This is a genomic window from Proteus vulgaris (genome assembly GCF_011045815.1).
GTDB classification, from domain to species: Bacteria; Pseudomonadota; Gammaproteobacteria; order Enterobacterales; family Enterobacteriaceae; genus Proteus; species Proteus vulgaris_B.
This window is the reverse complement of the sequence record NZ_CP047344.1, coordinates 3779701-3802783: the sequence shown is the minus strand read 5'-3', so window position 1 is coordinate 3802783 and position 23083 is coordinate 3779701. Positions and strand designations below refer to the sequence as shown.

At 37.0% G+C, this 23083-nt stretch carries 15 protein-coding genes; 7 read left to right on the top strand and 8 right to left on the bottom strand.

Going from position 1 to position 23083, the window contains the following annotated elements; translation table 11 throughout:
* Positions 1-43: 43 nt before the first annotated feature.
* The 7 genes from GTH24_RS17825 to GTH24_RS17795 all read right to left on the bottom strand — a co-directional run bounded on the left by GTH24_RS17825 (position 44) and on the right by GTH24_RS17795 (position 8380).
* Entirely contained in the window at positions 44-1276 is a 1233-nt protein-coding gene (locus tag GTH24_RS17825; RefSeq protein ID WP_072069098.1) for an SGNH/GDSL hydrolase family protein, read from the bottom strand.
* A complete protein-coding gene (locus GTH24_RS17820; RefSeq protein ID WP_072069097.1) occupies positions 1251-2453 on the bottom strand; it encodes an SGNH/GDSL hydrolase family protein in 1203 nt (400 codons plus the stop codon). The genes GTH24_RS17825 and GTH24_RS17820 overlap by 26 nt, the downstream gene beginning before the upstream one ends.
* Positions 2440-3858, bottom strand: a complete 1419-nt coding sequence (locus tag GTH24_RS17815) for an MBOAT family O-acyltransferase (protein ID WP_164526778.1) — start codon at positions 3856-3858, stop codon at positions 2440-2442. Before GTH24_RS17815 ends, GTH24_RS17820 begins: the two co-directional genes overlap by 14 nt.
* A gap of 163 nt (positions 3859-4021) precedes the next feature.
* A complete protein-coding gene (locus GTH24_RS17810; protein WP_109408381.1) occupies positions 4022-4816 on the bottom strand; it encodes a protein bax in 795 nt (264 codons plus the stop codon).
* Positions 4817-5091: 275 nt separating this feature from the next.
* A complete protein-coding gene (locus tag GTH24_RS17805; protein ID WP_164526777.1) occupies positions 5092-6246 on the bottom strand; it encodes a DUF4056 domain-containing protein in 1155 nt (384 codons plus the stop codon).
* Positions 6246-7388: a BamA/TamA family outer membrane protein gene (locus GTH24_RS17800; protein ID WP_164526776.1), complete on the bottom strand. Its 1143-nt coding sequence runs from the start codon at positions 7386-7388 to the stop codon at positions 6246-6248. Before GTH24_RS17800 ends, GTH24_RS17805 begins: the two co-directional genes overlap by 1 nt.
* Positions 7388-8380, bottom strand: a complete 993-nt coding sequence (locus tag GTH24_RS17795) for a hypothetical protein (protein ID WP_164526775.1) — start codon at positions 8378-8380, stop codon at positions 7388-7390. Before GTH24_RS17795 ends, GTH24_RS17800 begins: the two co-directional genes overlap by 1 nt.
* 357 nt (positions 8381-8737) lie before the next feature.
* Between GTH24_RS17795 and GTH24_RS17790 the strand changes: the two genes are divergently transcribed.
* Complete coding sequence (locus GTH24_RS17790) at positions 8738-9193, top strand: regulatory protein RecX (protein WP_072069093.1); 456 nt, start codon at positions 8738-8740, stop codon at positions 9191-9193.
* Positions 9194-9197: 4 nt separating this feature from the next.
* On the opposite strand, the gene GTH24_RS17785 is transcribed toward GTH24_RS17790, so the two are convergent.
* Entirely contained in the window at positions 9198-10070 is an 873-nt protein-coding gene (locus GTH24_RS17785) for a LysR family transcriptional regulator (RefSeq protein ID WP_072069092.1), read from the bottom strand.
* Between the two features lie 418 nt (positions 10071-10488).
* Here GTH24_RS17785 and GTH24_RS17780 point away from each other — a divergent pair, with 418 nt between their 5' ends.
* The 6 genes from GTH24_RS17780 (at position 10489) to lysC (ending at position 23080) form a co-directional block, all read left to right on the top strand.
* A complete protein-coding gene (locus GTH24_RS17780; protein ID WP_164526774.1) occupies positions 10489-17358 on the top strand; it encodes a neuraminidase-like domain-containing protein in 6870 nt (2289 codons plus the stop codon).
* Between the two features lie 55 nt (positions 17359-17413).
* On the top strand, positions 17414-21739 hold the full coding sequence (locus GTH24_RS17775; protein WP_164526773.1) for a SpvB/TcaC N-terminal domain-containing protein: 4326 nt from the start codon (positions 17414-17416) through the stop codon (positions 21737-21739).
* Positions 21740-21809: 70 nt separating this feature from the next.
* Positions 21810-22127, top strand: coding sequence for a phage holin family protein (locus GTH24_RS17770; protein ID WP_072069089.1), 318 nt, complete (start codon positions 21810-21812; stop codon positions 22125-22127).
* Positions 22124-22513, top strand: coding sequence for a M15 family metallopeptidase (locus tag GTH24_RS17765; protein ID WP_164526772.1), 390 nt, complete (start codon positions 22124-22126; stop codon positions 22511-22513). The genes GTH24_RS17770 and GTH24_RS17765 overlap by 4 nt, the downstream gene beginning before the upstream one ends.
* Positions 22510-22866 (top strand): DUF2570 domain-containing protein, encoded by a 357-nt coding sequence (locus GTH24_RS17760; RefSeq protein WP_072069087.1) that lies wholly within the window; start codon positions 22510-22512, stop codon positions 22864-22866. Before GTH24_RS17765 ends, GTH24_RS17760 begins: the two co-directional genes overlap by 4 nt.
* Positions 22823-23080: an Rz1-like lysis system protein LysC gene (lysC, locus tag GTH24_RS17755; RefSeq protein WP_164525802.1), complete on the top strand. Its 258-nt coding sequence runs from the start codon at positions 22823-22825 to the stop codon at positions 23078-23080. The genes GTH24_RS17760 and lysC overlap by 44 nt, the downstream gene beginning before the upstream one ends.
* Positions 23081-23083: the final 3 nt, after the last annotated feature.

Here is a 23083-nt window from a genome sequence, read left to right as displayed (position 1 = left end):
AAAGGAGCATTAAGCTCCTTTTGGTTAATTATAACGAGGTATATTAGCTTTTATTCATTAGGGTTGTGAGTTGGCTATAGAGTGTATTAGCACTGCTTTCATAACCTTCTCGAGAAAGATGGACACCATCAGGTCTGGCTAAATCGTACAGCGCCCACGCTTTTATTGAACATTCACCGCCCATATAATCACGCCAATCCCAAAAAAGTGTTTTTTCTTGCTGAGCCACTTCTTTTTGAATTCTGACGATATCACTTAACCATTGAGGTTGTTGTGAACGGCAATCTGGTGCTTCTTTATTTTTAACTGAATCAGACGGTCCAATTAATAAGATAGCGCTATTAGGTGCTTGTTGGCGAATTTGACGAATTTTGTCCGTCAGTTGTTGGCGATAGGCATTTAAATCGAAGGTATCATTAAAGGCTTCATTGGTACCATAAGCTAAAATCACCATATCAGGATTTAGCTGGCCTAATGTTTCTGTCCATTGTGCGCCCCATCTATCCATCATATTGATTGTGGCACCATTAATACCTAACGAGGAGAGCATGACGCCAGGTTGTTGATTGGTGATCAACCAACCCCCTAATTTAACTGGCTGGCTTTTGCTAACTGTAATACTGACTGGAAAAGTCATAGTAATTGGATTTGAAAACTGCCATTTACCTTGTGTTTGCGATAATGAAAGAACTTTGCTTGTCGATGACTGTACATTTACTTGTGCTGTAGTTGGCGTTTTATAGAGCGCTTGTAACTGATAACGTTGCTGAGTTACTGGGTTTTCAGATAACTGTAATTTAGCCCATTTAGCTTGTGGTTCACTAATAAATCCGCCCAATGGGAAATCAGGATCGCTATCTTTTCTGCTTGAAAGCAGTGCCCATGCTTTTTTATCACTTTGGTACTGTACGTTTGCAATGCGTTGTCCTGCGATATTAGTCGGAGGAATAAAACCAATACCACCATTACCGTAATCGGCTTGAAAACGTTCACGCAATTTACCACTGAAAAAATCAGCCGCAGTATGAGAATCCCCTAACTGAACAATGTGCACTGTTTGATGGCCTTGTTGTAACTTTTTAACAAAGCTTGAAAAGTGAGGATCGTGATAGTTGTAGAGTTGTCTTGAACCATCAGCAGGTAATACTGTGGGGGTGGGTAACTTCACTGTTTTTTCAGTGTCTTGGTTACAAGCAACCAAGAGAGAAACCAAAGCCAGTATGATTGAGCTACTGACTAAAGTTTTACACTCAAGGATGTGCGTTAATTGTTTCATTTACAATAACCGTGTTTTTATCTTTTACATCATCGACTGCATTATCTTCTTTTGTTTCTTCTTGAAGATGAATACGTGAGAATACCTGTTGAGCAATAATTTGCTGACCTTTTAAGCTAAAATGAATACCATCACCGGCTCTTAACTTAACACGACTGCTACCATCCCCCATATAATCAGAATAAATATCTTTCTCATATTTAAACATATCATTGACGGAAAGGTAAATTTCACCCATTTTCTCAGCTTCTTCTCGGTAAAGTTTATCAAGATATGCCATACCTTCAGATAACTTTTGCTTGCGCATATTGGGTGGCCCAACCCAAATAACCGTAACATTATTCTGTCTGGCATTTTCTATAATGCCTGCAATGCGCGCTCGATAAGTTGATTCCCATGCTTCACTAGCAAATTTTAAGTAACGCCCACCACCATCAGGTGGCATATCCCAAGGATCGTTAGGGCCTAAAAAAACCACCAGTAATTTAATGGTATCGTCACTGGCTAAACGTGTTGCAATAGTTTGTGGCCAATTGAAAAAGCGCGGATAAGCAAGTCCTGTGCTTTGTTTACTTAAATCAATACTGCTGATGTTGTAATCCGTTTGCAGTTGGCGTTTAAGTAGTGGCGCGACGCCTTGCATCATTGAGTCACCCGCAAATAGGACTTTATCTTTTGGTGATAAGATAATTTCCGTTTTTTGAATGATAGGTTTTAAGGCTTCTAATGCCGCATCAGAGACGTCAGTAACAGAATGGTAAGGTAATCCTCCCATTATTTGCTTACGCTCCAATAATTGCGGAAAGCGTTGCGTTAGTTGAGATGCAGGTCGCGTATACCCATTAAAGAAGTGCAAACCCACAGCAAAACCTTCAGGAAGTTGTTCTGGTGTGGAGGTTTGTACAATAGGTTTTGCCTGATTATCAGGATGGTGAACCTGTAGATAATCGCCGTAGCTTTCTATTGCAACAAATACGCCATCACGCAGTTGCCCCCCTATTTCCCAAGCATAATAATGAGAAAGCCCCGACCAAGGTGCAGGGCGATGATATTGTTGTTGCCAAAAGCGCTCTAGTGATGTTTGGTTTAGCCAAATCAGTAAAAGGGTACTCAACAGCACCATTGAGGCAACTTTTGCTGTCTTTTTTAGGTTTGAGCAGAAATCAAAAGCTGGCATAAATAAATCCTGGCACCCCATCTGGAGACAACATAAAAATAATAGTGAGGATCAACGCAAGTGGTAGAGGGTAAACATACCACGGCACTTTTTTCTCAAGACGAGCCACTATCTCCTTTAAGGTCACAAAGCAAGGATAAAGCAAGAACAGTCCCCAGAACATAAAGAGCGTTAAACCCTCAGCTTGTAATGATGCCCAAGCTCCCGTACTAAAGAGTTGCCGTATTAAGACAAACGCATCACCTACAGTTTGACTGCGGAAAAATATCCACGCAAAGCAAACAAAGTGGAAAGTGATTATCCATGACAACAACATATTTAATGACGATAACGCACTCGGTGGGGCATTTTTCTTCACCGGAAAGAGACGGTGTTTAATATTTAATAGCACCACACCAATTCCATGAATAGCACCCCAAATAATAAAGGTCATGGCAGCGCCGTGCCATAATCCAGAAATTACCATAGCGGCAAAGGCATTAAAGTTTTGTCTAATCACGCCTTTACGATTACCTCCTAAAGGAATATAGACGTAATCACGAATAAAGGTAGATAAACTGATGTGCCAGCGACGCCAGAAATCGGCTAAGTTTATCGCTAAATAAGGGGCATTAAAGTTACGAGGCACGACAAAGCCCAGTAGTAACGCGATACCAGTGACAAGATTGGTGTAACCCGAGAAATTAAAATAGATATGCCATGCGTAGGCATAAACTGCCGCTAGTACTTGTCCGCTTTGCGCTAAATCAGGCGCATTAAATACCGGATCAACATAGTTTGTTGAAAACCAACCACTTAACCAAAAGAGTTTTGCGATAGCTAACACAATTAGCATGATCGCCCCTTTGTAATCAATGATTTTACGAGTTGGCGCCTGAATTTGCGGAAGAAATTCTTTAGCTCGATTAATCGGGCCAGCTACGATGCTTGGGAAAAAGCACAGATAAAGCACAACATCCAAAAATGGGGCTTTGGGGATCTCTTTTCGACAAACAGAAACCACATAACTGACTGAATGGAATATATAGAATGAAAGCCCTAATGGCGCAAGTAACTCAATCAGCGGTAACTCAATGCTGAGTCCCCATTGTTGGAATGCTTGGGTCAGGGTTTCTTGGAAAAAGGAGTAATATTTAAAGGCAGTAAAGTAGACACCCACCAATAACCCTAATAGCCAATATATGACTTTAGAAGAGGTGTACTTCGTTAATATATTTGCCAGTAAATAAATAAACAGCGTATAGCTTAATAAGATAATCGCAGGACGATAATCAACATAAAAAAGAAAAGCATAACTGACTGTAATCAGTAGGATATTTTGGATCTTAACGTGCTTTTGGAAGAGCCAGTATAGAATAAAAAAGCTAACAAAGGCTCCGAGAAACTCGAATGAAAAAAAATTCATAAATGGCTCTAAGGGTGTGATTTAAAAGTCATACCAAATGTATTACCCCATATATTATGAATTCTAAGCTGGCTTTCAATCAAAAGATTATCTTGTGATAAATAAAAGCCACTTTTCTCTAGAAAGAAAAGTGGCTTTTTGCCAGATGAAAGCCTGTTAAGGCTTAACTATCTTGTTTCGACTGCAACTGAACTTGAGTGATCAGTTTTTTATTTGAGTCGAACATTTCGGTCAGATAATCGTTATAACTTGAACCCAATTCTGAGTAACCTTTCAAGTCAGTGATTAACTGGCGAGAGTCGAGTTGTTGCTGCGTCATTCTTTGCTGTGCTCTTGAGGAGCGCAATGAATTATAGGCGCGGTGCGTATTGAGATTACGCATATAAGCAATCACTGAGCCTTCAATATCAGGGTAGGCTGCATAGCCTTTTGTTTTCCCTGGAACGTTATTGCAAGACTGACTCCCACATCGCATACCGAACAGATTGTTATTTTGTTGTGCCAACTTTGATGTTCCCCAGCCAGATTCTGTAGCGGCTTGCGTTGCGACAAAGTGTGTCGGAATAATATCAACGCGAGTCAGTAACGAATCCCAATTTACTTTTTTAGGGCTGGTACATGTGACGCCATAGTATTGACAGATTTCACGCAGTTTTTTTAAATCTGCGCTGCCCCAGTGCTGGGCTTTACGTTGAGCAGTTAACCACTCACGATCTCTCATTATCTTATTATTAACATTGTCAATAATAGGAACTATGACATTTAAAAACGCTTTCTTACGCTGTGTTCCCGAAGGGTATCTTTTCAAATCTGGCAACGGTGTTGACGTGCTTTTGAAAGAATACGCCTGCAGTATCTGGGAACTGCTGGTACTGGTTGAAGCAAAACTTACACCAGTAAATAGTAGTGAAATCAAGAAAGCGAAGACGGCACTTGTCCTCATCAATTGAGAGGGCATTGCTTCTCCTCGTTTAACTGGATAAAAATCGAACGAATACTAGCAAATTACTTTTTTCATAGCTACAAAATATCACCTCACATTAGGATAACTACGAGTGATTTGTTAACTAAATGTATAAGGTTTACTGGAAGGCCACGTTTTATAATCGCTTTTTTCCTTTAACAAAAAATGCTTTTTTGGCAAAAACTTAAATTTATCTTATATAAAAACCCGCGACTTAACCCAAATTTAGTAAAATTAAGGGTTTTTAATGTGTCAATTTTGTTTGTTATTTAGTCAATTTTTGTTGTTTTTGGTCTGGTTTTATTATCAATTTCACGTGCTTTTTCTGTTAAATCAGTAAAATCCGCCTCATGCCAATAGGTTTTTGGATATGGTAAATTTGCCATTTGCGTTGTTGGCCAAAGCTGAAATTCTGCTAATTGTTCTAAAACATAACCAGAATAAGCACTAGGTAATGTGAGGTAGTGTGGAGATGCGGTTTCCTCAAAAGGTAACACCGGATACCGCATATCTGAGATATGATAATCACGCATTAAAACTAAAAATTTGTCAGGAACACGTTGTTGACTATCCCACCATTGTCCATCAATTATATCAAACCATTGTTGTGTTAATTGACGAGGTTGAGCTTCTAATTGGTAGAGCGCGGAAGGAATGATGCCCTGCATTGATTGATTATAGTGCTCAAGGCTGGTGGCGTGACCATTAAGGATCAAAGTGAGTGAAAGTCGTGCACCAATTAAGTTTGAGTAGAGATCTTCAGGTGAAAATGCAGAGATACCTTCGGAGAATCCCGGCACAGAACGAAAACCATACCATTGTGCAATTTCATGCCATACCGCAAGACGATAACCTAATCGTGCGGCAAGATAAGCACTTAAGGTATAGCGTTCTATTTCATCTTTAGGTGGGGTAAAAGCATTAAAGTGTATTTTACGTTGTGCTAGTTCATTGCTTAGTGTTAGCGTCCATTCTTGGCCTAACTTTGGATAGATATGACTAAAGAGGTAGTAAGTATAATCTGCGGTATCACGAATATGGGCGATATCGAGGAATCCCCCTTTATGAGAGTAAATCAAACCTGATTTCTCACTCCCAAAACCTAATACGGCTGCTGTACCAAGCCAAAAGCTATCGTTATAACGATGATTACCTAATGTCGAAGCTTCAACTACATTATCAATACGATAAAAAGGCACGGGTATTTCAAACGCTTTGACTTTTAAGTTATAACCAAAAGCACAACAAGGTCTCAAGCCATTAGGTGCTGTTAGTGGTGCGGGTATTTGCCAAATCTGTGTTGCCTTTTCATTGGTAACACTATCAAGATTGGCATGCAGAGATTTAACAGGTGTGACTTGAGTACAACCTGCAATAAATAAGAAGAAGACAATGGTGTTGATAAAAAGAAACCGCTTAAACATCAAAATGCTTCACCTACTTGAAAATAGAATCCTGTGCTTTCTTTACCGATACCAAAATCAAGGCGTACATTCATGCGAGGTTTGAACTCAAATCGATAACCGATGCCAACACTCGGTAACCAATGGCCTTGACCTAAGTCACGCGCTTGATCACTTAACGTACCACCGCCAACCCAAAGTGCAATGCCATGTCGCCAATCGAGTTTTTTACGGTACTCAACTTGGGTTGAAAAAACATGATTATCTTGATATCGCCCCTCATAATAGCCTCGCATTTGGTGCCCATTACTCAGTTTAGATAATTGGCTCCAAGGCACATCACCTGATGTAAAACGTGCATAGTTATCAAATGCCAATACTGCGGTATCACTCAAAGGATAATAGTAATTATATTGTATCTGTGTCGCATTAAAGCGGTTATTACTGCCAGTATCCGGTGAATAATGGGTATAGCTGATATCAAATGCCTGACCTCGGCTCGCATTAGGTAAAAAATCACGGCTGTCGTAAGTAAAGCGGAGACTTAACCCAGAGCTTGTGGAGCGCAAAGGTAAATCGCGTTTATCCATATACGCTTTAAAGGGGGCGTCTGGGGCTGCGGCTTGTAGATTTGAATAATCCCAGCCTAAACCAATATAGGTGTTTTTAGTGATTTGACGCAGTAACGTGGGCGTTAGACGCAATTCTTGAGAGCGAAATTCGCCGAAATGATCTTTTACACGCCCTTCGTGATAACCTTCACCCCAATAATTAGTTGGTACATTATTTAATGTTCCAGTGAGATAAAATCGCCAAGTATCATCCGCGAGATAAGTGTAGTTGCTAAAGGTCATACCAAAAGCCCCCGTCGAGGAGCCAAAGCCACTTAATGAGAGTGACGATATTTTGCTATCAGGGCGACTATCTGCTTGATAAAGACCAACAAGCGCAATACCTACACCAAACTCTAATTCTGGCGTATAGAAAGGCCCGGGTAAAATACCCCAGTCGATAGTTTTACTGCGATCGAAGCTATTTTCTCCGCCTAATTCTACTAACCATTGGTCTATTTGTTGTCTATCAGGAAAGAGTTGTGCTTGTGCTGTGTGTGAAGTAAAGAGGCTGGCAAATGCCAGCCCAAAAATAAAAGGGTATTTAACCATTAAAAACGGAACTCACCAGAGACAAAAAAGCTATTACGGTTATTAAAACCGAGTTCTGTAATGACATTAAAGTTACGTGTGACTTCTAAACGTGCACCTACTGTTTGGTTCCATTTATGAGCAAGATGCTGTTCAACATCGAATTTAATATCCCCACCAAATATTCCGACCATTTGTTCAAAGTTGGGTGGTAAATTTAACTTGCTAACATCACCTCTAAAACGTTGAGTAATATCTTGGTACATTGCACCTGTCCACACTTGCAGTTTGGTATTGCCTTGACCAGAAATTAACGGTTCAAAGATAAACTCATAACCCACACGAGGTGAAATCACTAACGCTTTAATATCACCGTCTAAAATATCAAGGTTAGTTTTGGTGTAGTTTAAGTCAAAAGTACCAAAGAACTGGTTATAACCCCCCGCTAAAGTAAAACCTCCACCATAAGTTTTGCCTTCAAAATCTAAATTAAATATTTCGTTTTGAGCAACAGGGATAACGAAACCACCACCAAAGTCAGCGCGAACATCGTTTAGAACAGAGCGAGAAGTACCTTTAGTTTTACCGTATAAACCATAAACATTGAAAAAAGGAAACACCCAACTATCTAATTTAAGCATATGGGTTTCACTTTTTTCACGAGTGTGTCCCACATCAATCTTGACAACATCGCTGATTTCAGGCCATGCAGGTGTCGAAAAACCAATTTTATCCACGATAATATCTTGACGTAGATTCATATAACTATAGCTTGCACCAAATGGCTCAGGAATATCATAACCACGAGCACGGGCTTCATCACCCCAAATTGGTAAAACACGAGATTGGCTTGCTGGGGTACGTGTATCTAGCGAACCTTCATTATTTAATGCAGTGCCACCTGATTGGCTCACACTTAAAGAGAGCAGAGGACGATCGCTGTCCGCATAAGAAAAACTCGTGGCAAGGAGGGAGGCGGTCAATACCACCTTATTTAAATTGGAAAAGTTCATACATAACCCACAGAAAATTAAAAAAGTAAGTAGTAAAAGAGTAGCCGTAAATTTTAATCTTTTTCTAATTGATGGTCACCAGCTATAAGTGCGATATACAGTAAGAGATGCTTACATTTCGCGTTATTATAGGATTATTAAGGGTTTATTAAGTAAAAAACCTTATTTTTCCTAAGCTAATCTTAATAAAAGTAGTCAATTAAAATTATAAAAGAGAATAATAATTCTTCTTTTAATTATTGCTGTTTTATTGCTTTCTATAATACTGATTAAATTAACGTCGAAATAAGCTATTTTAGTGATAAACCGTTATGATAATAGTCAACTTCACATGGACTCTTTTAATAAAGGAACGTTATGACCTATCAAGAGCTTTATCAGTACGCTATTTTTATGTTGTCTCGCCGTGATTACAGTACAAAAGAACTACAACGTCGAATCGAACGCCGAATTCGCGAAACGGAGAAAGATTCACCTACCGCTCCTGAATGTTTGCCTCAAGTAATCGAACGCTTACTTGAAAGCCAATACCTTGATGACAATCGAACCATATATAGTTTTTTTCGTAGCTATTTAAATAAATCCTATGGGCCGTTACGTATTCGCCAAGAATTACGCCTAAAAGGATTTCCCAGCGAAATTATTGAGCGTGTATTAGAAGAAACAGACACCGATTGGTACGCACTTTGCCAAGAGGTCAAAGAGAAAAAATTTGGCACAGGCAAGCCCAAGGATTATAAAGAGAAAGCAAAACAAATCCGTTATTTACAATATCGTGGGTTTACCTCTGATTACATCAATGCGCTGTTTTAATTGATTAACGTAGTGCCATTGCAATATCAGCTAATTTTTTATCATTATTTTTTTTAAAATAGACCTTTTGATGTAAAAAAATATCAAAAGGAAATGGTGAGCGAATAAATTGCACCTCATCATTTGTGATCGTTGAAATATAATGAATATTTTCAGGCATAAAGCAATAACCAGCTCCTTCATCAATGCATTGCAATACATCAGCCATCTCCGTTAAACCTAAAGTATGATATTGGTAACCCTGTTTTTTTAATCTATCTAAAATTGTTGAAAATATCGGATTATGCAAAGAACTGTTCCTTTGTATTAACGTTTCTTTAGCAAAGAATGTTTTGGTATCTGAATATTTTTCAAAGAGTTTTTTATTGACCAATAAGCCGACTTTTTGAGTGCATAAATTAATTGTATTAATATTCTTATGTGAATAGTTAAATTCAAGAGAGGAGATCACAAGATCAAATTCTTTATCGAAGAGTTCCTCATTAATATCGTCAATATAGCCATCTTCTAAAGACAGTTTATACTTATTATTTTTTTGTCTTATTTCCAATAATTTTGTTTTCAAATCAGGATAATAAAGCCCATCTAACTTAATTGAAAGCAATGTCTTATCTTCATTTAAATCAAGGATCTGATTTTCGATTTTTCTAATTTTTTTATAATAGGGATATAGACTCTCATACAGTGTTTTTCCTGCCGGAGTAAGTGTCATTCCATTTTTTGAGCGCTTAATCAATGACTTACCTATTTTAGTTTCAAGTTCATTAATACCATGACGTAATGCAGATGGGGTGACATTAATTTTTTCTGCTGCTTTTACTAGACTTTGATAAGTCGCAACAGCAAAGAATTGATTTATTTTTCGTGAGAAAAACATGCAGGTGTTCTCCACAAAGACATATTAATTGAAATTAATAATCTACTTGAATGAGATTTTTACATTGATATTTGTCAATAATATTTTCCTGGCGACTAAAAGTGAAAAATTATCGAAGATAAATTAAAAAATAACATTGGCGACTAAATTTGATAATAAATAATAGTATTTTTTATAAATAACAAAATCAAATGATTGATTTTTTGTTATTACTATATTTTATTTATTACTTATGTCTATTTTTTTAATGTTATTTTTTATTGAAAATCGCAATCAACCTATAAAGCATAAAAAAACTCAATATCAAATTATAAAAAATTCAACTTTCATCTTTTGTTTTTTTGATATTTTAATTTTCGAGATGAAACGGCAATTTAATTATCTCTATTTTTAATTAACTTATATTGGGAAATATTTAATGAAAAACATCAATACGCTTTTAATGAAAATGAAATCTTCTACTTCAGAAACTATTACATTAAAAGAATTAGCACCATTATCATTGCATGAAATACGGGCATTAAGTGATGAAAAATTAACTTGGAATGAAGCAAAAATATTATATACAGAGGCAAAAGAAGCTGCAAAACGTAATAAATTGAATGAATCTCATTATTTAGCGCGTAATAATCCTCAAGTACAAAGTGCGGTCACGTTAGGTATTCAATCACAATCAGCACAAAGCCGTGCATTAAGTGATTGGATCCCAGAAAGAGGGGATACTTTTGTCGATGGCAAATCTGTGGCTTCTATGTTTTCACCAGTAGGTTATTTAACTGAGCTTTATCGTGAAGCAAAAGCCTTACATACTGAAAGCTCTGTTTATCATCTTGATAAACGTCGCCCTGATTTAGCGCAATTAGTGCTTTCTCAAGAAAATATGGATAAAGAAGTTTCTACACTTTCTTTATCTAATCAAATCCTAACCACTGCACTACAAAATAAATTAGGTAGTGGTAAAGATTTATTTCGTGAATTAGCGACTAACCGTTTAACTGGTGGCACTCCTTATCATCAACCTTATGAAACTATCCGCCAAGCTATTATGCTTCAAGATAGAAATCTTGAAAGTTTAATGTCATCCCCTGATGTGACTAAAACTTTAGATTCAGCACTGTTAGCGTCTATTCAAGCGGATATCTCTCCTGAACTTTATAATATTTTAACAGAGAATGTTGATAAAGATACTGATACTTTATTTAAGAAAAATTTCGGTAATCTTAATAAAGAAATATTAAAAAGTTCTCGTTTTCTCGCTGAATATTATGATGTTGATGTTAAAGATATCAGATTTATTTTAAAAGCATTTAATAAAAAAGAAGCGTTAACAAATAAAGAACTATTAAATATAAATAAAATTATTAGGCTGTATAAAGCGATAGGAATGCCTATCTTATCTGTGATCACCATAATTAAATCAAAAAATAGTGAATTTAATATTGATAAAGAAATGTTAAGTGCTATTTTTCATATGCAAATGATGATGAATAATTATCATATTACCGTGGAACAAGCAATTGTGCTTAATAGTGGATTAATTTCAAAAACATCGTTAAATAATACACAATCAGTATTTGATCAACTATTTAATAATCCACCACTTAATAACACTCTTTTTGTTGACGATAATCATGCTCTTGATTTCGCTAATGCAACGAATGCTGCTGATATTACTCGTTTAAATACTTTAAAACGAGCTTTTAATATTAATGATATTGAACTAGTTATGTTATGGCAGTTAGCATCAGGCAGTGTTAGCGACTTTACTTGTTCATTAACTAATCTTTCATTGTTATATCGTACCTTTTTATTGTCTAAAGTAAATGGTTTATCTATTAATGAATTAGTATTACTTATTGATATTCTTCCTTCTCCATTTAATAAAGAAATTTTTACTCATACCACATCAGATGATATGGGGAATTTATCTCATGCTATTAATGATGTGGTTAAATTTGCTAAAAAAGAAAAATGGACGATAAGTGAACTGTTTTTAATTTGTTCATCAAAATACGAGTCTGAATTTAGCTCTGAACTTGAAGTGTTAATTAATAATTTAAAAGTGATATTAAAAAATGTACCAAAAGATTATGAAGAACAATTCTCAGTTGTTGCATCATTTATTGCTGCTGAAATGGGTATTGACTCTATTGAAAAAGCGAACTGGATATTACATTGGGTTGATCTAGAACCGGGTAATAGATATCTAAAAGATATATTACCAATAATTATTAAAGATAATTTAACTCAACAAGATAAAGTAGATATTGCACGATTCTTTAACCGACTTAAAAAAATCACCTTGGTTTCAAATAAAATAGGGTTAAATAAGTCTACATTAGAAATTATTAGTTATCGTACAGAGTGTTTTTATCCTAAAGAAAATCGTGAATTAAAAATTGAAAGAATAAAACATATCACTCAATTCCATCATTTTATTTCGCAATGTGGCGATAGAGCGAATGAATTTTTAATTGAACTTAAAAATCAATCATTAACGACTGAAAGAATGGCATCAATTTTAAATATTGATGAAGAAACTATTACTCAAGCCTTAGAATTAACACCAACTAAAGCATTAAAAGATTTTCAAAATATTACTGTTCTTATTCAATATATTGAATTATCTAAAACACTCAGTGTTTCCCCAAGTGATTTCAAATTATTAGTTGATTTAAAATACACGGAAAATAATGATGTGGTAGGTACTTATGATAAGTGGAATAAGTTAGGACAAATTATGCAAGCGGGATTAAATAGTGAAAATACCGCGAAATTTATTCAAGTTATGGATGAGAAAAAAGCGACAGTATTAACCCAATATTATGCCAATCAAAGCACTAATCTATCATTAATCAGTCGAGATGATGTTTATCACCATTTATTAATTGATAACCAAGTTTCTGCTGAAATTATGACAACTGCGATTGCACAAGCGATTGCTAATATTCAATTTTATATCAATAACTGTTTATCAGGTGATGAAAAGGATGTTGATAAGAATGTGAAAGGACGGACTTTCTTTGCACAATGGAATGAGTTTAATAAACGTTATAGCACATGGTCTGGTGTTTCGAAATTAGTCTATTATCCTGAAAACTATGTTGACCCGACTATGCGTATTGGACAAACCAAAATGATGGATACTTTATTACAGTCTATTAGCCAAAATAGTATTAATCGCGATACGGTAGAAGATGCTTTTAAAACCTATTTAACCTCATTTGAACAAATTGCGAATTTAGAAGTATTAAGTGGTTATCATGATAGTGTGACATTAGATGATGGTATTACTTATTTTATTGGTCGAAACCCTGCAGAACAAATGAGTTATTATTGGCGCAGTACTGATCATAGCAAAATTAAAGACAGCAAAATGGCGGCCAATGCGTGGACAGAATGGACTAAAATTGAAAATGGTTTAAATCCGTATAATGATTTAATTCGCCCAGTCATTTTTAATAGCCGTTTATATATTGCTTGGATTGAACGTGTCGAAACCGCAAAAAATAATATTGCGGAAAAAATTGAAAAAGAAATTAGATATAACTTAAAATTTTCTCATATTCGTTATGATGGATCTTGGAGTTCACCTATTAATTATGAAATACAAGACGACTTAGACAAACTAAATAAACTCAATTTTTATCTCAGTTATAGTGATGAGTTTGATAAAGTAATGATTGTTTTTTATAAAATGTCAGAAACGTATTCAGTTGAAAAAGATAATTTCGAAATTTATTATATTGATAATGAATTGAATTTTGCTAAAGGAACAGCTGATGAAATTAAAAACATTTATGTTAATGCAAAAAATGAGTTTGATATATTTGATGGTTCTAAAGGAAGTACTATTAGGGTTGTAAATAATCATTTTATCAAAAAAGATAAAACAAATTACACTATTTCACGCGATCCTATCTCTGATGTTATGGTTAAAGATTCTGATCTTGCCTCATTACAAGGTAGTTTAATTAATAATGCTAAAATTTCATTAAATAATAATCGTATAACATGCTCCTTTTCTGCCTCTATTAAATGTGAAATTAAAAAAACAATTGAAGCAGATGACAGTGTAAAAATCCATCTAAGAAAAATATTATCTATCAAGGGAGAATCTAATGATAAATTTGAAGATACTTTTTATACTAGAGTTAAAATAGGTAAAAAAACAGATCCTTATTTTGAGGTGATATTTAGTAAATATACGGGTAAGGTTTTATATTTAATTTTTGATTTTAAATTGAAGAGTATTTATGCCTACATTGTTGATGAAAATAATGAGTATGAGATCGATTCTGATTTTACCCATTTATGCGTTAATAGCGATCTTCCTAGTATTTGTATAAATAATTTTATGGGTAATGAAAATTCAGATAGAATAGTCAATTTAATTGATGGTTATAATCAATTTGAATATTTTTTTCTAGATATGGATGAAGAAATTTATAAATTAACAAAACAAGAAAAATGTTCTCTTATAATTGGTCTTAACCTAGGTGATGGTATTTATGGTATTTATGGCCTATCTGGCTATGGACTTTTACCTATTAAGAATTCAGATCCGGTTTATAATAATACAGTGGAAAAAATCAGCGACATTAGTATTGAAATAAGCTCGGCTGAAAATAATAAAAAATACAGTGTTAATGAATGGAGTCATCAGAGTGGATTTCATGATGGTATTAATAATTTCAATAATGTAGACGGTGCACTTAGTTTAGACATTCCTAGTAGTGAGTTTACAAAAAATGGAAAAACAACGGTAACGGTAAATGTTAAAGTTAAAGATAAACAATCGAATGTATTATCAGAAAAGGCGCTTTCATTTGACGTTAAGCAGGTTATCGTTGCGAGCTCAGGAAATGTTATTAAAGTAAAAACAAACTCAGCAATGGCTCAGTATATGTCAATGAGTATTGCAAGTAAGTCTATGCTTGTACGTTTAAATACCTTATTTGCTCGCCAATTAGTTAAACGTGCCAATAAAGGAATTGATACCATTTTAACGTTGGATACTCAGCGTTTACCTGAACCTGCATTAGAGGGGAATACGGATGAAACGATGGATTTCAATGGTGCCAATGCGATCTATTTCTGGGAGTTATTTTATTACACCCCAATGATGGTCGCCAGTGTGATGCTTGAAGGACAAAACTATGATGAAGCCAGCCGCTGGTTACGTTATGTCTTTAGCCCGAATGGGTATATTGAGAATGGCATTCATGCTGATCGTACTTGGAATTCACAGCCGCTTTTAACTGATACCGCTTGGGATAAAGATCAACTCGATTCAACCGACCCAGACGCCGTGGCGCAAACTGATCCTATGCATTACAAGTTAGCGACCTTTATGAAGTGCCTCGATATTCTCATGGATCGCGGTGACAGTGCTTACCGTGTATTAGAGCGCGACGCATTAAATGAAGCCAAAATGTGGTATATGCAAGCGCTGAAATTGCTAGGTGATGAAACTGAGTTATTAGGTGATAACGTATGGTCTGCGCCTAAATTAACAGAGGCAGCATCAAAAACCAAACAACCAACACGCACGATGACTGAAGGAAGTGAAGAAACCGTATCACCGCGTACTGCTAACTCATTAACGTCACTCTTTTTACCGCAACTTAATGAAAAATTAGCGCAATACCGCGATACGTTAAAAACACGTTTGTTTAATTTACGTCACAATTTATCGATTGATGGGCAACCTTTGTCGTTAGCGATTTATGCAACTCCGGCTGATCCTAAAGCATTACAAAATGCGGCCGTCAATCAATCTCAAGGTGGCAGTGCATTGCCAAATGCAATGATGCCAGTACAGCGCTTTCCTGTGATTATAAATAGCGCAAAATCTGTGGTTAGTCAGTTAATACAGTTTGGTAGCTCGCTTGCTAGCATTACAGAGCGTCAAGATGCACAAGCATTATCAGAATTACTCACTACGCAAGGTAGCGAGATTATTCTGCAAAATATGAAATATCAAACGAAGAATATTGAAGAGTTTACTCATAATGAAAAAGCATTAAAGGCATTACAAGCTGGCGCTCAAAAACGGTTTACCCATTATAGTGATTTGTATGAAGACAATATTAGTACATTAGAGCAGCAGGCAATGGATCTTCGTTTAGCGTCTTCTGTACTGAACACATCGAGCCAAGTGCTGAATATGGCAGGTGCTGTTGCAGATATGGTGCCGAATATTTACGGTATGGCTGTCGGGGGCTCACGCTTAGGGGGAGTATTTAATGCCACCGCGATTGGATTACAACTGGCTGGTTCTGCAACCAATATTGCATCAGATAGATTAAGCCAATCTGAGTCTTATCGCCGCCGCCGTGAAGAATGGGAACTGGCTCGTGATAATGCAAAATCGGAGTTGGAACAAATTGATGCACAACTTGAAGCCCTGAAAGTACGTAAAGAAGCCGCGAATTTGCAGTTGGAGAGTATGAAGTTACAACAGCAACAAACGCAAGAGCACTTAACTTTCTTACAAAATAAATTTACCAATACAGCCCTGTATAACTGGTTACGCGGTAAATTAATGGCGATTTATAAGCCTTTCTACGACTTAACCGTATCTCGTTGTCGTATGGCGGAATTAGCTTATCAGTACGATTTAGGTGAAACTCAAACCTTTATTCGCCCTGGTGCATGGCAAGGTAACTATTCTGGTTTGATGGCGGGTGAAAGCTTAATGCATAACCTGACTCAGATGGAAAACAGCTACCTTGAAAAAGATAAGCGCACATTAGAAATTACCAAAATTGTTTCGCTGGACGATGTATATCAAGGCTTAAGTAGCAATCAATTTGGCTTTGATAAAGTGTCTGATGTTATCAACGGGAAAGCGACAATACTGGGTACCACAGAAAATGGTATCACGCTGAAAAATGGTCAATTACAAGCTTCAATTAAGCTCTCTGATTTAGCTATCGACAAAGATTATCCTGCTGATTTAGGTAAGTTACGTCGAGTTAAACAAATTAGTGTGACATTACCAGCATTAACAGGCACTTATCAGAATATAAGAGCAGTGCTGAATTATGGAGGTAGTGCGGTGAAACCAAGAGGTTGTAATGCAATTGCGATTTCTCATGGCATGAATGACAGTGGTCAATTCCAACTGAACTTCAATGATGATCGTTATCTGCCTTTTGAAGGTTTACCCGTGAATGATAACAGTACACTGACTTTAAGCTTCCCTGATGCAACAAGTAAGCAAAAAGAGATGTTACTGACATTAAACGACATCATTCTCCATATTAATTACACCATTCGTTAATTATCTAAATCTTAATTAATTACAGGCTCCTTAGGGAGCCTGTAAGGAGTTCTACATGCAAAATTCAGAGAATTTAACCTTTGATGCGCCGAATTTACCAAAAGGTGGTGGTGCAGTTACAGGATTAACCGGCAATATGGGCGCCGTAGGTCCTGATGGTGCAGCGACTTTTAGCTTACCATTACCCATTAGCCAAGGTCGTGGTTATGCTCCTTCTTTAGGTTTGACGTATCAAAATCAAGCAGGCAATGGGGTATTTGGTTTCGGTTGGTCTGTGGGTGTGATGTCTATTCGTCGTCGTACTTCAAAAGGCGTGCCATCTTATTCTTCACAAGATGAGTTTATTGGGCCAGAAGGTGAAGTGATTGTGCCTGTTTTGAATAAAAAGGGCGACATTGAAAACACTCAACGTAATACATTATTAGGCGTAAAACTTGCACATCAATACCAAGTCACAACCTACCGTTCTCGTATTGAAAAAAGCTTTAGTCGTTTTGAATGTTGGTCATTAAATGAGGCTAATACTTCTGCTAATACACCAAAACAATTTTGGGTGATGTTGAGTGCAAATGGTGAGGTTCACTTATTTGGTTATGAAACCACAGCACAGATCGTGGATAGCCAAAACAGCGAGCATATTGCGCAATGGAACCTCAATGCTTCGGTTTCAGCAATGGGTGAACAAATTGAATATCACTATTGTGCTGAAGATGAAAAAGGTTGTGATAAACAAGAAATTCAATCACATAGCAATGCCAATACACAACGTTATTTAGAGAAAGTGTATTACGGTAATCCTGTGGGTGAACGCGCTTTCTCCTGTACTAAAAGCGATAATACATTACCGAAAAATGCTTTATTTACTTTAGTGTTTGATTACGGTGAGCGTAACAGTGCATTAGCCTCTTATCCGCAATGGCAGAGCAATTCAGACTGGACACTGCGTAAAGACTGTTTTTCGCTTTTCCATTACGGTTTTGAAGTCCGCACTCGTCGTTTATGCCGTCAAGTGCTGATGTATCACCGTATTGAAAGTTTAGAAAAACAAACAGCATTGGCGGAAACACCAGAATTAGTCGCTCGATTAACGCTTACTTATGATGAGTCAGCATCGGGTACGGTGTTAGTTTCAGCACAACAATCGGCTTTTAACGATAATAAAGATACACAGTCGTTAATAACATTGCCCCCTGTAAAATTTGATTGGCAAAAAGTCGGTACAACGAAACAAGCATTATGGCAATCACTGGATGAACTCAGATCTTTTACACCACAACAGCCTTATCAATATGTTGATTTATTAGGGGAAGGGCTTGCGGGTGTGTTGTATCAAGACAGTGGTGCTTGGTGGTATCGCGCACCAATGAGAAAAGAAGATAAGCAAAATCCTAATGCCATAACATGGGATAACCCTAAAAAACTCCCTGTTATTCCATCGTTACGTGGCTCAGCAACGCTGACTGATATTACGGGTGACGGCAAATTAGAATGGTTAGTCACACAAGGTAATGTAAACGGTTATTACATTCAGGATGACACTAAAGCAGAGAATTGGCTTAATTTTGTGCCACTTGGTGCCATACCTGTGGAATATTTTCATCCTAGAGCTGAAATTACCTCATTAACAGGCAGTGGTTTTGCTGATCTCGCCTTGATTGGTCCTCGTAGTATTCGTCTTTATGCTGGCTCAGCGCAAGGTTGGAAAGAAAGTAAAGAGATAATGCAGACTGAAGGGGTGATCTTGCCGATTAAGAATATTAATCGTCGTGCTTTAGTCGCCTTTAGTGATGTTTTGGGCTCTGGACAACAACATCTAATTAAAGTGGATTATCAAGGAGTAACTTGTTGGATTCATCTCGGTGAGGGTAAATTTAGCAAACCAATCACTATTTCGGGATTTTCGGCAGATCGCCTTAAATTTAATCCTAACCAGCTCTATTTAGCCGATTTAGATGGTAGTGGTACAACTGATATCATTTATGCCCAATCTACTCATTTAGAAGTTTATTTTAACCAAAGTGGTAACCAATTTGTACGTGGTGATGATATCCCATTACCTAAAGATGTGCGTTTTGATAATCAATGCCAATTGCAAGTAGCGGACGTTCAAGGTTTAGGTATTGCCAGTATTTTACTAACAAAATCTTATCCAACACCGCAACATTGGGTTCTTTCTTTGCAAAATAACAAACCGTGGTTATTAACCTCTATTAATAACAATATGGGGCTACTCCAAAAATTACACTACCGTAGTTCTGCCCAATATGGTTTGGATGAAAAATTAACTCGGCAACAACAAAAGAAAGATAATGTAGTAAGTCATTTACCATTCCCTTTGCATACGCTTTGGAAAATTGACACGGTTGATGAAATTACACAAAGCCAGTTAACACAAACTTTTAATTATCGTTATGGTGTCTGGGACGGTAAAGAAAAAGAGTTTCGTGGTTTTGGCTGTGTTGAAGCTACGAACGCTGAATCATTTAAAAGTGAAGAAAATACGACGGATAAAACACCAAGTGTGTTAACCCGCCAATGGTTCTTAACGGGTAAATCTATTGTTGATGCTCAGCTTTATAACGAGTTTTGGCAAGGCGATAATGGTGCATTTCCTCATTTCTCACCACGTTTTACACAAGGTGAAGGAAGCGCTGAAAAGATCTGTAATAACACAGTGCGTCAAGAACAAGGCTATTGGCTTGAGCGTGGATTGCAAGGTCAATTACTTCGAAAAGAGGTCTATGGACTAGACAGTTCTGTTATTTCTAATGTGCCTTATGCTGTCACAGAACAGCGACCTCAAGTACGTCTAATTGAAATACAAGGGCGCTCACCTGTAGTGATGCCTTCTGTAGTAGAAAGTCGTGAATATCACTATGAGCGTATTGCGACTGATCCTGTTTGTCATCAACAAATCATCTTAGAACAAGATAGTTATGGTTTTGTTTCTAAAACCGTTTCTATTGATTACCCAAGACGAGTTAAAGGCACGAAAAACCCTTATCAGCATTATGAAAGCTTGCCAGAGACGTTATGGGCATCCAGTTATGATGAGCAACAAAATACACTGCGTTTAGGTTTATCACGTCAAACTTGTCATCATATTAATCACCCTGAAAGACAGGTTTATCAGCTAAGTGTTATAGCAACAAGTCGCCAAGATATTTGGACATATGGAGCAGAAAAGCAGCCTAAAGAGGGGTTAAGTGTCGAAGCACTATTAGCCACCAATAATTTACTGACACAAAAATCAGTATTTGTTAGGCAACAACAGCTGGCTTATATGGATGTCAATGGAGGTGGCACATTGCTAGAGCCTGATTTTCCAGCTCGTTTAGCCTATAGCGAAAGTGCAGAATTAGATGAAGAAACCGCCAACGTCATTTCACAACCTTATCCCGATTTAGCACTGAATGACGTGATAACAAATGCGGGTTATCAGCAAAAAGCGTATTTGTTTGCGGATGAAACAGAAAAAGGCAATACGTTATGGGTGAAACCACTATTAGGCATTACCCAATATGGCTCATTAGCGCAATTTTATAAGCCGCTTATTTATAAGCAATCTAACTTATCTTGTGAGTATAACTTATTATGGGATAAGCAATTTTGTGTGTTAATGGGAAAAGAGTCTCCGCTCAATATACAAGATTTCCATCTTACTTATGATTGGCGCTTTTTGTCACCTAATTCAATGACGGATGCAAATGAAAATATTCATCAAGTCATGTTTGATGGTTTTGGGCGAGTAACGACAACACGTTTTTCAGGTAGCGAAAATGGCAAGCAAAGCGGTTATAGCGATAAGCCATTTATGATGTCGACAACGATTAATGATGCGTTAGCGTTGACATCAACACTGCCTATTGCAACAGGTTTTGTTTATATCACTGACAGTTGGATGTCCACATCTTCAAAATTACCACCGCATGCACTGCAAATTATGACCGACCGTTATGACAGCGATCCACAACAGCAAATTCGCCAACAAATTGCTTTTAGCGATGGTTTTGGTCGTTTATTGCAAACTTCCGTGAGAGTTGAAGCTGGAGACGCTTTCTTGCGCGATGAAAAAGGGATATTAGCAGTTGATAGTGCACAACAGGTACAGCAAAAAAGTACCACAACACGTTGGGCTATCTCAGGTGAAACAGAATATGACAATCAAGGAAATGTAAAGCGTGTTTATCAGCCTTATTTCCTCAATGATTGGCGTTATATCACCGATAGTTCTGCACAACCGAATCGTTTTGCAGATACCCATTATTACGATGCATTAAGTCGCTTATATCGAGTGAATACGGCAAAAAACTATCAGCGTAATACGATAGTAACACCTTGGTTTGTGGTCCATGAAGATGAAAATGACACTCTAATGTAAGTTATTTATTGCCTATCAACGCGGGTTAATTGGCGGTGTCGCTTAATCCGCTTAATTTAGGAATTTTATTATGCTAGTGGCGATCCCATCAGAAAGCGATGCGCTGGCTTGGATGATTATCGGTGGATTTTCAGCCTGGGGAGGTGTCGTGAGGTATTTAATGGAAATTAGGCAGAAAAAAATTAAGTGGTCTTGGTGTGGTATCACCAGCCAAGTCGTGATCTCTGTTTTTACAGGATTATTAGGAGGGTTATTAAGTTTTGAAAGTGGGGCAAGTCGTTATATGTCTTACATGATTGCAGGACTTTTTGGCTCAATGGGTAGCACAACTTTAATTTGGTTGTGGAACCGTATTTTTGGTGTGAATAACCTTAAGGAGCCTAAATGAGCATATATACATTGAGTCAACGTAGCCAAAAAAATCTAGAAGGAGTGGATCAGGATTTAGTCCGAGTGGTTAATTTGGCGCTGACATTTAGTGAATATGATTTCGTTATTATTGAAGGGGTACGTTCATTAGCTCGACAAAAAGAGCTAATGAAGGAGGGTAAAAGTAAAACACTTAATAGCCGTCATTTAACAGGGCATGCCGTTGATATTGTGCCCTTAGTGAATGATGCGATCCCTTGGCAAAATTGGTCAGCATTTGAGTCGGTATCAAAAGCGATGAAAAAAGCTGCTTATCAATTGAATGTTCGAATTAATTGGGGAGGAGATTGGGTTTCATTTCGTGATGGTCCCCATTACGAGCTTTGTAGAGAGGCAAATCCATGAACATAAGTACTTTTTTACGCTTGGGTGTTAAAGGTGGCGTGGCAATAATTATTGTTATCACATTACTGGTTATTCGTTATCAATATAACCAAATAAATCGACTTTCTGAACAAAATAGTCAGCTTGAATATCAACAACGCACATTGCAATCACAATTAGTGCAATGGCATGAACAAACGGAAAAAGTCTCTGAAACACTTATACATCAACAAAAGGAGCAACAAGCTTTAGAGGAAGAAAATCATGTTATACGCCAAGAGTTACGGCAGATTTTGGTTCAAACGCCTTGCGCTAATGAGCCTGTGCCTGATGCTGTTATCCAGTTGCAGCAAAACTCCCCCAATCATCGTTAAAGCGCCAGATAAATTTGTTCCTGCGCATTTGTTACACCCGTGCTCTGCACCATTTTTTAATGTGCAAGTGTGGGGGGATTATCCTGATTATGTGGCACGTTTAATGTTGATATTGGAGAAATGCAACACCGATAAAAAAGCGGTTGCTGACATATTAGCCTTAAAGGATCAGCGTAATAGCCATGAATTAGATCGTAAAAAGAAAATCAATTAAGGA